12 protein-coding genes are annotated in these 13,011 nt (G+C 65.1%); 10 read left to right on the forward strand and 2 right to left on the reverse strand.

Going from position 1 to position 13,011, the window contains the following annotated elements; translation table 11 throughout:
- Positions 1-312: 312 nt before the first annotated feature.
- A complete protein-coding gene (locus AWB65_RS23915; RefSeq protein ID WP_087669508.1) occupies positions 313-1,134 on the reverse strand; it encodes a DUF72 domain-containing protein in 822 nt (273 codons plus the stop codon).
- Positions 1,135-1,414: 280 nt separating this feature from the next.
- Between AWB65_RS23915 and AWB65_RS23920 the strand changes: the two genes are divergently transcribed.
- The 9 genes from AWB65_RS23920 to AWB65_RS23960 all read left to right on the forward strand — a co-directional run bounded on the left by AWB65_RS23920 (position 1,415) and on the right by AWB65_RS23960 (position 11,419).
- A complete protein-coding gene (locus AWB65_RS23920) occupies positions 1,415-2,221 on the forward strand; it encodes a hypothetical protein (RefSeq protein ID WP_125474183.1) in 807 nt (268 codons plus the stop codon).
- Positions 2,222-2,359: 138 nt separating this feature from the next.
- Positions 2,360-2,575: a DUF2964 family protein gene (locus AWB65_RS23925; RefSeq protein ID WP_087669510.1), complete on the forward strand. Its 216-nt coding sequence runs from the start codon at positions 2,360-2,362 to the stop codon at positions 2,573-2,575.
- Between the two features lie 240 nt (positions 2,576-2,815).
- Positions 2,816-3,979, forward strand: a complete 1,164-nt coding sequence (locus AWB65_RS23930; RefSeq protein ID WP_087669511.1) for an HPP family protein — start codon at positions 2,816-2,818, stop codon at positions 3,977-3,979.
- 88 nt (positions 3,980-4,067) lie between these two features.
- On the forward strand, positions 4,068-4,493 hold the full coding sequence (locus tag AWB65_RS23935) for a MarR family winged helix-turn-helix transcriptional regulator (protein WP_200821783.1): 426 nt from the start codon (positions 4,068-4,070) through the stop codon (positions 4,491-4,493).
- A gap of 6 nt (positions 4,494-4,499) precedes the next feature.
- Positions 4,500-6,278, forward strand: a complete 1,779-nt coding sequence (locus AWB65_RS23940) for a chloride channel protein (protein WP_087669512.1) — start codon at positions 4,500-4,502, stop codon at positions 6,276-6,278.
- A 239-nt stretch (positions 6,279-6,517) separates the two neighbouring features.
- On the forward strand, positions 6,518-7,768 hold the full coding sequence (locus AWB65_RS23945) for an ROK family transcriptional regulator (RefSeq protein ID WP_087669513.1): 1,251 nt from the start codon (positions 6,518-6,520) through the stop codon (positions 7,766-7,768).
- Positions 7,755-9,299, forward strand: a complete 1,545-nt coding sequence (locus AWB65_RS23950; RefSeq protein ID WP_087669514.1) for a sugar ABC transporter ATP-binding protein — start codon at positions 7,755-7,757, stop codon at positions 9,297-9,299. Before AWB65_RS23945 ends, AWB65_RS23950 begins: the two co-directional genes overlap by 14 nt.
- Positions 9,300-9,343: 44 nt before the next feature.
- Positions 9,344-10,378, forward strand: coding sequence for an ABC transporter permease subunit (locus AWB65_RS23955; RefSeq protein ID WP_087659079.1), 1,035 nt, complete (start codon positions 9,344-9,346; stop codon positions 10,376-10,378).
- 90 nt (positions 10,379-10,468) lie between these two features.
- Positions 10,469-11,419 carry an ABC transporter substrate-binding protein gene (locus AWB65_RS23960; protein WP_087669515.1) on the forward strand — a complete coding sequence of 317 codons (951 nt, stop codon included), beginning with the start codon at positions 10,469-10,471 and terminating at the stop codon, positions 11,417-11,419.
- A gap of 47 nt (positions 11,420-11,466) precedes the next feature.
- Here AWB65_RS23960 and AWB65_RS23965 read toward each other — a convergent pair whose 3' ends face one another.
- Positions 11,467-12,024 (reverse strand): cupin domain-containing protein, encoded by a 558-nt coding sequence (locus AWB65_RS23965; RefSeq protein WP_125474184.1) that lies wholly within the window; start codon positions 12,022-12,024, stop codon positions 11,467-11,469.
- 177 nt (positions 12,025-12,201) lie between these two features.
- On the opposite strand from AWB65_RS23965, the gene AWB65_RS37875 reads away from it, so the two are divergent.
- A complete protein-coding gene (locus tag AWB65_RS37875) occupies positions 12,202-12,984 on the forward strand; it encodes a PAS domain-containing protein (protein ID WP_374729762.1) in 783 nt (260 codons plus the stop codon).
- Positions 12,985-13,011: the final 27 nt, after the last annotated feature.

Genomic DNA, 13,011 nt, shown 5'->3' on the forward strand with positions numbered 1-13,011 from the left:
ATCGGCGAGATGTTGTCGAAGTATTCGCCGCCTAGCGGCGCAACCCACTCGCCGCCGATGAAATTGCCGTATTGCTTCTTGAAAGGGAATTCGGTGTTCAGGAACTGCATCTCGGCGTGATTCATGTGTGCTCCTCGCATATCGTTTGAATGACCGACGCGGCTTTGCTTACCGCACCGGTCATTGCTGCTTGCGAGTTCCGTGCCATCGGCTCAAGCTCAACGCCGGCGCGGCCTGGGCGCTTTTCCGTCGCGCGAGCACACTGTCTCACTCCGATACAGCCGCCGGCGAGTGTCCCGAAATGGAACAGTCTCAGGACTTGTTCAGCAGTTCGATCATCGCGATCGCCGCCGTCGGGTTGAGCGCCTTGAAGCCGCTGATCACGTAGAGGAAAACATCGCGCGGCGTTTCCTTCGCGGGCGACTTCGCCACCGTTTCGATCCCCGCCGGCACGCCGCCCGTCGACCACGTGCGCGCACGTTCGATCCACGCATCGAGGTGCTTCTTCGCGTAACCCAGTCGCTGCCCCTCTTCCGTGCCCATGATGCGCGCGTAGACGAACGGCGCGGTCGGGTCGGCGATCTGGGGATACTTCGAATCCCCCGCAACGACGACGGCTACGCCGTACTTGCGCGCAAGCGCGATGAACGACTCGTCGCGGAAACTCTCGTGCCGCACTTCGACCGCATGAAGGATCGCGCGCCCTTCGACGGTCGTTGGCAGCAGCTTCAGGAAGCCTTCGAAATCGCCGGCATCGAATTGCTTGGTGGGGGCGAACTGCCAGTTGATGGGCCCAAGCTTGTCCTTGAGTTCGAGCACGCCGCTCGCAAAGAAACGGTCGATGGAATCGCCAGCTTCGGAGAGCACGCGCCGATTCGTCGCGTAGCGCGGCGCCTTCAGCGAGAAGACGAAATCGTCGGGCGTCTCATCGTGCCATTTCACGAATGTCGCAGGCTTTTGCGAACCGTAGAACGTGCCGTTGATTTCAATTGTCGTCAGTTGGCGGCTCGCGTATTCGAGTTCCTTTTTTTGCGCGAGCCCTTCCGGATAAAACACACCGCCGCGCCACGGCTCGAACGTCCAGCCGCCGACGCCGATCCGGATTGCTGCCGTCTTCTTCTTGCGGGTTGCCATCGAAGGACCTCATCTATGTTCGGGTCGCGTACCAGTTTAGCGAATTGCGGCACGGGCGCTCGTGGAGGCATTGTGCAAGGTTCGGTCCTGGATCGCGGTCCTGATCCGCCAGGAGAAGCGTTCCAGCGCCCCGACGCGGCAGGCGATACGCTCGATAAAAACCTTGGCTCGCAAGAGGGAATGACTAAACTGTAGATCAGACCATTCCGACCCCGCCACGCGCCGATGAGCACGCCATGACACGTCCGAGCCGCCGTTTTGCCGTGCGGGAGAACTGCTCGTGATGCGCGCGGTCGCGCTTTTTGTCGTGCTTGTCGCCGCCACGCTGCCCGCGCACGCCGTCACGATATGGATCATCGCGGGTCCGACCGATCCCACGGCCGCCGGCATCGCGAAGAAGGCCGAACCACTCTACCGCTCCGTGCCCGACGGTTTCGTCATCCAGACCGCCGATTGCGGCGACAACCAGAACGTCTTCATGTGGATCGGCGCGACGGCCAACGCCGACAAGCCCGCGCTCGCCGCACGTCTGCGCATCCGTCAGGTCGTGCCCGACGCCTACATGCGCGCTTGCAAGGTGCGCCCGGGCTCGCTGCTGGCGCTGCGCATGAGCGTCGTCGACCGTTCGATCGGCCTTCTCCCCGACGATGCGCGCAACTGGGAACCCGGCGATCGTCTGTCGCTCCTGCGCCCGCTGCCCGATGGCCGGAGCCTGATCATCGTGCGCTACTTCGCCAATGATCCCGCCGATCCGTTCGGCGGCAAGCGCGAGCGCGTCGTGCTGGCGAACCGCGCTGGCAAGCGCGTCGTGCTGGACAACGACTGCGTCGACCCGTCCGATGCGGTCACGCAGCACGGCTACGTCGCATTCGAATGCGTGCGGGGGCTGGCGTCGGACAACGTCGTCCACGGCGTCCCCGTGTTCGACGACGCGGGCAGCAAGCTCTTTGAAGCCCGCCACTGCCGCGATCCGAAATTCACGGGCGAGCGCGTGCTCGCGTGCGACGGCGAGCAGGTCGGTGCGGACGGCAAGCTGGAACTGAAGAAACGCCGCATCGGAGTGGAACGCGGCAACGATCTTATGTAGCCGATCGTTTCATTTTCCGTGACAAAAGCGGTCAATGAGACGAATACACGAACTTCGTATAATCGATTAACGAGCGTCCCGGGGCGGTTCATCCTCCTCGCCACGCTTTCACGCTTCACGTCGCGCGGGGGTCGTCACATGAATCTCGAACGCTTTAAAGCAGGCGCGGATCCGGAACGGCGCAACAAGGTGCGGGTGGCGCTCGCCGCCATTGGCACGCTGGCGGCGGTGTTCGGCATAGGCATCGCGGTGAACGGGCTGCTCGAATTCAACCGGCAGAAAGTGATCGTGGGCGTGTGCGTGATCGTCTTCTCGACCGTCCTCTACGTCGCGATGCTCTGGCGGGCGCGCTAGTTTTTCCATCACGTCGTGAGCGATCGATACGCCGGCGTCAGCACGCCTGATCCTCATCCATTCATGACGAAAGTGCCCTGATTCAGGCGCTTTTCGTATCAATACGCGTTGTGCCCAGGCGTCGGCATCAGGGTCTTTCCTGCCCTTTGCATGCCGAACCGAGGCGCGACTTTATGTCACAATGCAATATATCTCAATATTCTGAGCGACGTAGCTGCGTCGGCTCGACTCAACTTATCGATGCGCTCCGTCCTCGTCCGCTGGCTCGCCAGCTTCGCTCCCGCGCCGGTCTCCGTCAGATGGCCCGAGCGCTTTCGCTCATGCCTCGGGGCGCTGATCGGCATCGCGCTCACCGGCGGCACGATGCACCTGCTGCTCGGCCCTGCGGCGAACATCCCGCTGCTCGTCGCGCCGATGGGCGCCTCCGCTGTGCTCCTCTTCGCCGTGCCCGCGAGCCCGCTCGCGCAGCCGTGGTCGATCATTGGCGGGAACCTCGTTTCCGCGACGGTCGGTGTCGCGTGCGCAACCTGGATCGCCGATCCCGTCGATGCCGCCGCGCTCGCCATCGCGCTTGCGATCTGCGCGATGTTCGCGTGTCGCTGCGTGCATCCGCCGTCGGGCGCGGTGGCGCTAACCGCCGTGCTCGGCGGGCCGTCGATCCATGCGCTCGGCTTCGGCTTCGTATTCGAGCCGATCATGGTGCAATCGGTCGCGCTGCTGTCGGCGGCGATCGTGTTTCATGCGCTGACGGGGCATCGCTATCCGCACGTCGCGGGGCAAGGCGCGAGCAAGAGCGGCACGCCGGCCAATGCGGGAAATCCGGGCTTCACGCGCGCCGATCTCGACCTCGTGCTCGCGCGGCGCAGTGAAATGCTCGACATCGACCCGGCCGATTTCGAATCGGTCGTGAACGAGGCGCAGTTGCAGGCATACGTCCGCAGCTTCGGCGAGCTGACCTGCACGGACATCATGTCCCGGCCGGTGGCATCGATTTTCGCGACGACGACCGCCGCCACCGCCGCCGATCTCTTGAGCCGCCGCGCGGTGAAGGCTTTGCCGGTGGCCGATGCGGAAGGCCACGTGATCGGCATCGTGACGCGCGCGGATCTCGCGGGCGATGCGTCCGCTGGCCCGCTCGGCACGCTGCTGCGAGCGCCCGCCCGCTGGCTCGCAGGCGACGACGGCTCGCCGCCGCTCGTCGGCGCGCTGATGACCACCGACGTCTGCACGGTCGGCAGCGCGACGCCGATCGCCGAACTCGTCCCGCTGTTCGCGAACTACGGCCATCACCACATTCCGGTGATCGACAAGGATCGACGGCTCGTCGGGATGATCACGCAAGCTGACCTGATCGCGGGCCTGTACCGGCAGACGCAGGTGCAACGGCTGCACGCCGCCGCCTGAACCGGCCCCGTCGAAAAGCGCCGCTGCCGCGCCGATTTATATCATTTTATGATATATTTTCGATCTTGCTGATTTTCAGGGCGTCAACATGAAAGACCTCGTGCGCGGATCGACCCGCAACCTCACGAAGAAAGATTTCGAGCAACTGTCCGAGTTTCGCTACCAGATGCGGCGCTTCGAGCGTTTCTCCGAGAATGCCGCGCAGGGCGAAGGCATCACGCCGTTGCAATATCTGCTGCTGCTGCATATTCGCGGCTATCCCGGCCGCGACTGGGCGACCATCGGCGAACTTGCCGAGCGGCTGCAGTCGCAGCATCACGGCGTCGTCGCGCTGGTGACGCGCTGCGAAGCGCTCGATCTCGTGCGGCGCCAGGTCAGCGAGACGGATCGGCGGCAGGTCGAGGTGCATCTGCAGAAGGCCGGTGAGCAGGTGCTCGCGCGGCTCGCGCAACTGCATCGCGCGGAACTGAAGTCGCTGCAAGGCGCTTTCCGCGTGCCTCAAATCGACTACTAATCTGCCATGAGCCTTCATTCGACCCAGCGCGACTTCGCCGCGAACGCCCGGCTGCCCGGCATTTCCGCGCTCGCCGCCGTGATCGGCGCTGTCGCCACGCTCGCCGCGTTCGTGCTGCTCTCCCTCATTCATCTGTTCACCAACCTCTTTTTCTTCGGCAGCTTTTCGTTCGCGGACCGCTCACCCGCTGACAACACGCTCGGACTCTGGGTGATCGTCGTGCCGGTTATCGGCGGGCTCATCGTCGGGCTGATGGCGCGCTTCGGTTCCGAGAAGATTCGCGGGCACGGCATCCCCGAAGCGATCGAGGCGATCCTGTTCGGCAAGAGCCGCATGTCGCCGAAAGTCGCCGTGCTGAAACCGCTGTCGTCGGGGATCGTGATCGGCAGCGGTGGGCCGTTCGGCGCCGAAGGCCCGATCATCATGACGGGCGGCGCGCTCGGCTCGCTGATCGCGCAATGCGTGAAAGTCACCGCCGCCGAGCGCAAGACACTGCTCGTCGCCGGGGCGGCCGCTGGCATGACGGCGGTGTTCGGCACGCCCGTCGCCGCCGTGCTGCTCGCGGTCGAGTTGTTGCTCTTCGAGTGGCGGCCGCGCAGCTTCTTGCCGGTCGCGCTGGCGTGCGCGGTCGCGGGGTTCGCGCGCGTCGCGTTCTTCGGGCAAGGGCCGCTCTTTCCGCTCGTAACGGCGCCGCCGGGCGCGTTGTCGCTCGTGTCGTGCGTGATCGCGGGGTTGCTGTCGGGCGCGCTCGCGTCCGGGTTGTCGGCGGCGCTCTACAAGACCGAGGACCTCTTCGGCAAGCTGCCCATCCACTGGATGTGGTGGCCCGCGATCGGCGGCCTCGTGATCGGCATCGGCGGATTTATCGAGCCGCGCGCGCTCGGCGTCGGCTACGACGTGATCGGCGATTTGCTGCATCAGCATGTGACGTTGCAGATTGCCGTCGCGATCCTCGCCGTGAAGGCCGTGATCTGGGTCGTCGCGCTCGGATCGGGGACGTCGGGCGGCGTACTCGCGCCGCTCCTGATGCTGGGCGCGGGGCTCGGCACCCTGCTCGCGCCGGTGCTGCCGGGCGGCGAGCCCGCGCTGTGGCCGCTCGTCTGCATGGCGGCGACGCTCGGCGCCACGCTAGGCGCGCCGCTCACCGCGATCGTCTTCGCGGTCGGCCTCACGCACGACGTCAACGCGCTCCTGCCGCTGCTCGCGGCGACACTCGTCGCGCACGGCTTCACGACCGTCGTCATGAAGCGTTCGATCATGACGGAGAAGATCGCGCGGCGCGGCTATCACATCTATCGCGAATATGGCGTCGATCCGCTGGAGCGGCATCACGTCGACGAGGTCATGACGCGCGGCGTGCAGACGATCGACGCCGGTCTCACCGTTCGCGACGCGCTCGCGACCTTCTTCGGCGAGGCGCAGACGCATCGCGCGTATCCGGTGGTGCGCGACGGCGCGGTGATCGGCATGGTCGACCGGGCCACGCTCGCGCTCGCTTCGGATTCCACCGTCGCCGATGCGCTGCGCGGCGTGGCGCCCGTCGTCGCGCTGCCGGGCGAAACCTGCCGGCTGGTCGCGACGCGGCTGGCCGTCCACGGGCTCGAACGGCTGCCGGTTGTCGCGGACAATGCGACGCGGCGGCTGATCGGCATCGTGTCGCGCAGCGATCTCGTGAAGCCGTCGCTCACCCACTTCGATGAAGAACACAAGCGCGAGCGCTTCCGGCGCATTGGCCCGGGCAGTCCGGCGGTGTTCGCCCGGCGCAAGCGCGCATCCCGCACCTGACGCACGAGTTCCGACGGACTGCGCAACGCAGTCCGTGCTATTTGTCCGCGACGCGCCTACTCTCTCTGTCACTGGAGGCGCGCGGAACCGTCTGAACAAACCCTCTCCCGCTCCAAAAAACTTCCGTGCCCGCTTCCGGTCGGGATTTCCCTGCTTTACACGCGACTCCGCACGGTATTAAATAAATCAACTTGATTTAATTAATCAGAAAACGACGGTTGGTTTCCAGGAGGAGACGCGTGAGAAGCCCCCACATCGGCCAAGGCAGCAATTCGGCCAACGTGCGCCGCTACAACGAGCGCTTGCTGCTGCAGGCGCTGCGCCGCACGGAGCCTGCATCGAAAGCCGATCTCGCTCGTCACGCGAACCTCACGAGCACGGCCGTCGGCAGCATCATCACGTCGCTTGGCAAGGCCGGACTGATCGAATTCACCGGGCGGCGTCTCGACGGCCAGCGCGGCCAGCCCGCCTCGCTCATCAAGCTCGACCCGCGCGGCGCGTTCGGGATCGGCGTGCGGCTGGATCGCACGAGCATGGAGACGGTTCTCGTCAACTTCACGGGTTCCGTGCTGGCGCGCGCAGCGTACGACATGGTTCTGCCGCACCCGACAGAAGTCCTCGAAATATTGCAGCGCGACATCCAGGCGCTGCTGGAACACCTGAGCCCGAGCGAACGCGAACGTCTCGCGGGCGTGGGCCTGGCGCAGCCTTTCAATCTCGGTAGCTGGCTGCGCGAACTGAGCCTGCCCGCCGACACCTTCCGCGCCTGGGACGAAATGGATTTCCCGAGCGAACTCGGACGCGCGATCGGCCTGCCCGTGTTCAACGAAAACGACGGCAACTCGGCCGCCATCGCTGAACTCTTCTACGGCTGCGGACGCCACTGCGACGACTTCATCTACCTGTTCCTTGGCTCGGCGATCGGCGCGGGGATCGCGGTCGATGGCGACTGCCTGCGCGGCGTGAGCGGCAACGCGGGCGACATCGGCGTGATGCCGGTAGCGCCAAGCCGCCTGCCGTCGGCGCCGCAGCCCGACAAACAGTGGGACATCCTGATTTCGCGCGCGTCGCTCAATGCCCTGGCACGCCACCTGCGCTATACGGGCGAATCGATCGAAAGCCGCGCCGATATCGAAGCCTGCATCGCGCGGAAACTGCCGGCCGTCGATGAATGGATCGACGACTGCATCGATGCCCTCGCCCCGGCCCTGCGCGCGATGTTGTGCGTGCTCGACGTGCCCGTCGTCGTGCTCGATGCCGACGTCGACGCGGGCCTGCTCGATACGCTGATCGAGCGGCTGCGCGCCACGATGGCCGCGAATGCTCCGGAATCTCGCGGCGTGCCGGTCATGGCGCGCGGCTCCTTCGGCCGCGATGCCGGTGCGATCGGTGCCGCGACGCTGCCCATGTTCTTCAACTTCTCTCCGCGCGCGGGGATTCTCAAGGGCGCTGGCGCCCATCCGAATGAGGTGAACTATGTCCAGTCCTGACTCGAGGCCCGCGCTGCTGGAAATGCGCGGCATCAGCAAGACCTTCCCGGGCGTGCGAGCGCTCGACAACGTGCGGCTCGCCGTCCACCCCGGCGAAGTCCATTCGCTGATGGGCGAAAACGGCGCCGGCAAATCGACACTTATGAAAATCCTGTCCGGCGCCTATCAGGCCGATCCGGGCGGCCAGATCCTGATCGATGGCAAGGTCGTTGTAATCGATGGCCCGCTCGCCGCGAAGGATCTCGGCGTCGCGGTGATCTATCAGGAACTGAGCCTCGCGCCGAATCTCTCGGTGGCGGAAAACATCCACGCGGGACGGGAGTTGCGCAACGGACTCGGCCTCGTCGATCGCGCCGCGATGGAGCGCGGCTGTGCCGATGTGTTGAAGCGCCTCGGCGCCGCTTTCAAGCCGCATACGCTCGTCGGCGATTTGTCGATCGCGGAGCAGCAACTGGTGGAAATCGCGCGGGCGGTGCATGCGCAGGCGCGCATCCTCGTGATGGACGAGCCGACCACGCCGCTCTCCTCGCGCGAAACCGATCGCCTTTTCGAACTGATCCGTACCTTGCGCGCCGAAGGCCTGGCGATCATCTACATCAGTCACCGGATGGCGGAGATTTACGAGCTGTCGGATCGCGTGTCCGTGCTGCGCGACGGCGGCTATGTCGGCACGCTGGAGCGCGCGGATCTGTCGGCTGAAAGCCTCGTCAAAATGATGGTCGGCCGCGACATCTCCGGCTTCTACAAGAAGGAACACGCGCCGTACGATCCGGGCAAGGTCGTGCTGCAAGTGCGCGACGTCGCCGACGCCGGCCGCGTGCGCGGCTGCAGCCTCGACCTGCACTCGGGCGAAGTGCTCGGCATCGCGGGTCTGGTCGGCGCGGGGCGCACGGAACTCGCGCGCCTGATCTTCGGCGCGGAACCGCGCACCCGCGGCGAGGTGACAGTCGACGGCAAAAAGCTCAACCTGCGCACCCCGCGCGATGCCATCGATGCCGGCCTCGTCTATCTGACCGAAGACCGCAAGGGCCAGGGCCTCTTTCTCGACATGAGCGTGCGCGACAACATCAACGTGGCCGTTGCGGGCCGCGATGCGCGCGCGGGCGTGCTCGATCTCAAACGCGGCGCGGCGCGCGCGCGGGACGCGATCTCGTCGCTGACCATTCGCGTGCCGAGCGCAAAGGTGAACGCGGGCGCGCTGTCGGGCGGCAACCAGCAGAAGGTGCTGCTCTCGCGCCTCCTCGAAACCAAGCCGCGCGTGCTGATCCTCGACGAACCGACGCGCGGCGTCGACATCGGCGCGAAATCGGAGATCTACCGGATCATCAACGAACTGGCGAAGACGGGCGTCGGCATCATCATCATCTCGAGTGAACTGCCCGAGGTGATCGGTACCGCCGACCGCGTGCTCGTCATGCGCGAGGGCGCGCTCGCCGGCGAACTCGGTGGCTACACCGGCAAGCCGATCACGCAGGAAGCCATCATCGAACTCGCCACCGGGTCGCGCCCGGCGCTCGGCGAAGCCGCTTGAACAGACACGCAAGACATTAGCGACACATATATCCGGAGGACGACATGAGCAACCCCATCAAGCAGGAACACGACGCGCCCGTCATCGCAACGGCCCAGGGCCAGGCCCAGCGGCAATCGCGCATCGAGCACAAGGAACGCATGCAGACGCTGATGCGAACGGCCGGGATGCTGCCCGTGCTGATCCTGCTGTGCATCGGCTTTTCAGTCGTCACCGACGGCTTCTTCAGCCTGCAGAACATGTCGATCGTCACGCAGCAGGCCGCGATCAACGTCGTGCTCGCGGCGGGCATGACCTTCGTGATTCTGACCGGCGGCATCGACCTCTCGGTGGGGTCGGTGCTCGCGGCATCGGCGGTAACGGCGCTGATCGTCTCGACGATTCCGGGCTGGGGCTATCTCGGCATTCCGGCGGCGCTGCTCGTCGGGCTGCTGTTCGGTCTCATCAACGGCGCGCTGATCGCATTGCTGCGGTTGCCTCCGTTCATCGTCACGCTCGGCTCACTCACCGCGGTGCGAGGCATCGCGCGGCTGATCGGGCATGACACGACGATCTTCAACCCGAGTCTGCCGTTCGCGTTCATCGGCAACGACACGGTGCTCGGCGTGCCCTGGCTCGTGATCATCGCGGTCGCCGTGGTTGCGCTCTCGTGGTTCATCCTGCGACGCACCGTGCTCGGCCTGCGCATCTACTCGGTCGGCGGAAATCCGGAAGCGGCGCGCCTCTCGGGCATCAAGGTGTGGGGCATCCAGATGTTCGTGTACGCGGCATCAGGCGTGCTTGCCGGACTCGGCGCGGTGATGTCGTCCGCACGTCTCTACGCGGCGAACGGCTTGCAGCTCGGGCAGTCGTATGAACTCGATGCCATCGCGGCCGTGATTCTCGGCGGTACGAGTTTCGTGGGCGGCGTGGGATCGATCGTCGGCACGCTGGTCGGCGCGCTGATCATCGCGGTGCTGACGAACGGGCTCGTGCTGCTCGGCGTGTCGGACATCTGGCAGTACATCATCAAGGGCCTCGTGATCATCGGCGCGGTGGCGCTCGACCGCTATCGCCAGCGCGGCTCGGCTCGTACCTGATTCACTTCATTCTTCGCGACGGCGTACGGGAACATGCAGGTCCGCTTGTTCCCGCCAAAACCAACGGACCACCCTGGAGACAACAACATCATGTTCAAGCAAAAAGTCGCATTCGCCAGCATCGCGCTGGCCCTGGGCTGCAGCCTCGGCGCCTCCGCCGCGCAAGCCGCCGACAAGGAACTGAAGTCGATCGGCATCACCGTCGGCTCGCTCGGCAATCCGTACTTCGTGACGATTTCGAAGGGCGCGGAGGCGAAGGCGAAGCAGATCAATCCGAACGTGAAGGTGCAGGCCGTATCGGCCGATTACGACATGAACAAGCAGTTCACGCAGATCGACAACTTCATCTCGGCCAAGGTCGACCTCATCCTGCTCAACGCGGCCGATCCCAAAGCGATCGAGCCGGCGGTCAAGAAGGCGCGGGCAGCGGGGATCGTCGTAATAGCTGTCGACGTGGCGGCGGCCGGCGCCGATGCCACTGTGCAGACGAACAACATCCAGGCGGGGCAACTGGCCTGCGATTTTCTCGCGAAGAAGATCAACGGCAAGGGTAACGTGATCATCGAGAACGGGCCGCAGGTGTCGGCCGTGATCGATCGCGTGAAGGGATGCAAGGAAGTGCTCGCGAAGAATCCTGGGATCAAGATTCTTTCCGAGGACCAGGACGCGAAAGGCTCGCGCGAAGGTGGCATGAACGCGATGCAGGGCTATCTGACGCGCTTCCCGAAAGTTGATGGGCTCTTCGCGATCAACGATCCGCAGGCGGTGGGCAGCGATCTTGCCGCGAAGCAGTTGCATCGGAAGGATATGGTGATTACATCCGTGGACGGTGCGCCGGACATCGAAACCGCGCTGAAGAGCGATACGCTGATTCAGGCGTCCGCGAGCCAGGACCCGTGGATGATGGCGCAGACAGCGGTGGATGTCGGCTACAAGCTGATGAACGGGCAGAAGCCGGCGAATCCGCTGATCCTGATGCCCTCGACGCTGATTACCCGAGAGAACGTGGGCGCATATAAGGGGTGGTCGTCAGCACGGTAACGGGAGAAGTCTGGAGAAGCGCTCGCGCGGGTCGGCGGGCGCTTTTTTTATGCCGTCAGAGCGGCAAGACGTTCAAACCCAAAGCCTCCCCACTTCCCCGCCTTCACCCCCAATGGATCACTCGACGGAAACGGCAGCGCTTCCATCCGGCGCACTTCTTCATCGCACAGCGCATCGCGGCGGATATCCCACTGCTGCCCCGGCGGATACGCTCCGACCACCTGAAACCGCCCCTCGCTGGAAAGCAGGCAATGCCCCGTTCCCGCGGGCAGCACGAGCGCGTCGCCCGCCTGCACGGAGACGATCCGCCCCGCCGGGCCGCCAAGAATCAGTTGCGCGCGCCCAGCCGCGACGCCGAGCACTTCATGCGCGGTCGAATGATAGTGGTGATAGTCGAAAACGCCGTCGCGCCATTGCGGCGGCCAGCCGTTCTCGCTGAACATCGCCTCGAAGCGGCTGGCGAGATCCGTCCGCTTCCCGTCGATCACCCCGCGATACAGCAGCACGGGCAGCCGCCGGTTGTTCGGCACCCAGCCGTTTGCATTCAGCATGAAAGGTTCGCAACGTGAGTCGGCAGCTTGCAAATGGCCGGTTTCGTAACTCATTGAAATTCTCCTGAAGCATCCTCCGAGAACGCCGCAAATCGCGTTCCACCTGCAACCGCTTGAGCGCGTCCCATCAAGCCCCGAGGCTCTGCGCAGAACCACCCGTCCATGCGAGAATTCCGAAGTCGGTCGCACCGAGACCAGCCGCGCCAAGCGTGTCGAGGAGAAAACGCGTTGATGAAGCCAGACAATCTGATGTCGGACACGGGCGCCGCCAGCGCCACGCCAGGTTTTCTCGCTGGCGGCGGCGAGATGGGCGCGCTGATCCGCTCACACGACTGGTCCGCTTCACCGCTCGGCCGGCCCGCGATCTGGCCGCAGAGTCTGAAAACCGCGATCCGCATCATGCTCACCTCGCGCCAGCCGATCTGGATCGGCTGGGGCCGCGAACTCATCTTCTTCTTCAACGATCCGTACAAGTCGATCATCGGCGGTAAACAACCGGTCGCGCTCGGACAGCCGACGGAAGTCGTCTGGCGCGAGATCTGGCACGACATCTCGCCGCTGCTCGCCACAGCGTTGACGGGCGTCGAAGGCACGTTCGACAACGAGAAGCTCCTGATCATGGAGCGCAACGGCTTCCCCGAGGAAACGTACTACACGTTTTCCTACAGCCCGATCCCCGACGACGACGGCAGCACCGGCGGCATCATCTGCGCGAACAGCGACGACACGGCGCGCGTCCTCGGCGAACGGCAACTGATGCTCCTGCGCGAGCTCGCCGCATCGGCGCCGGACGCGCGCACGTGGCGCGACGCATCCTCACTCTCGATGCGCGCGCCGCGCACGAACCCGCGCGACATCCCGTTCGCGCTGCTTTACACGACCGAACCCGGCGGCGACCAAGCGAAGGTCGCAGGAGCTCGTGCGGCTTTTAGGCGGCACCATCGGAGTCGAGAGCAGGGTCGGCCAAGGCTCGCGGTTCACCGTGACGTTCCCGCGCGGCGCCGCCGCAGTTGAGGGGAAGGCTCACGCATCGACGAGCCG

Source organism: Caballeronia humi (genome assembly GCF_001544475.1).
GTDB lineage: Bacteria > Pseudomonadota > Gammaproteobacteria > Burkholderiales > Burkholderiaceae > Caballeronia > Caballeronia humi.

Bases quoted from the DNA above. Each gene is read 5' to 3' on its own strand.
- AWB65_RS23915 (WP_087669508.1), bottom strand. From the start codon at position 1,134: ATGGCAACCCGCAAGAAGAAGACGGCAGCAATCCGGATCGGCGTCGGC.
- AWB65_RS23925 (WP_087669510.1), top strand. From the start codon at position 2,360: ATGAATCTCGAACGCTTTAAAGCAGGCGCGGATCCGGAACGGCGCAAC.
- AWB65_RS23930 (WP_087669511.1), top strand. From the start codon at position 2,816: ATGCGCTCCGTCCTCGTCCGCTGGCTCGCCAGCTTCGCTCCCGCGCCG.
- AWB65_RS23935 (WP_200821783.1), top strand. From the start codon at position 4,068: ATGAAAGACCTCGTGCGCGGATCGACCCGCAACCTCACGAAGAAAGAT.
- AWB65_RS23940 (WP_087669512.1), top strand. From the start codon at position 4,500: ATGAGCCTTCATTCGACCCAGCGCGACTTCGCCGCGAACGCCCGGCTG.
- AWB65_RS23950 (WP_087669514.1), top strand. From the start codon at position 7,755: ATGTCCAGTCCTGACTCGAGGCCCGCGCTGCTGGAAATGCGCGGCATC.
- AWB65_RS23955 (WP_087659079.1), top strand. From the start codon at position 9,344: ATGAGCAACCCCATCAAGCAGGAACACGACGCGCCCGTCATCGCAACG.
- AWB65_RS23960 (WP_087669515.1), top strand. From the start codon at position 10,469: ATGTTCAAGCAAAAAGTCGCATTCGCCAGCATCGCGCTGGCCCTGGGC.
- AWB65_RS23965 (WP_125474184.1), bottom strand. From the start codon at position 12,024: ATGAGTTACGAAACCGGCCATTTGCAAGCTGCCGACTCACGTTGCGAA.
- AWB65_RS37875 (WP_374729762.1), top strand. From the start codon at position 12,202: ATGAAGCCAGACAATCTGATGTCGGACACGGGCGCCGCCAGCGCCACG.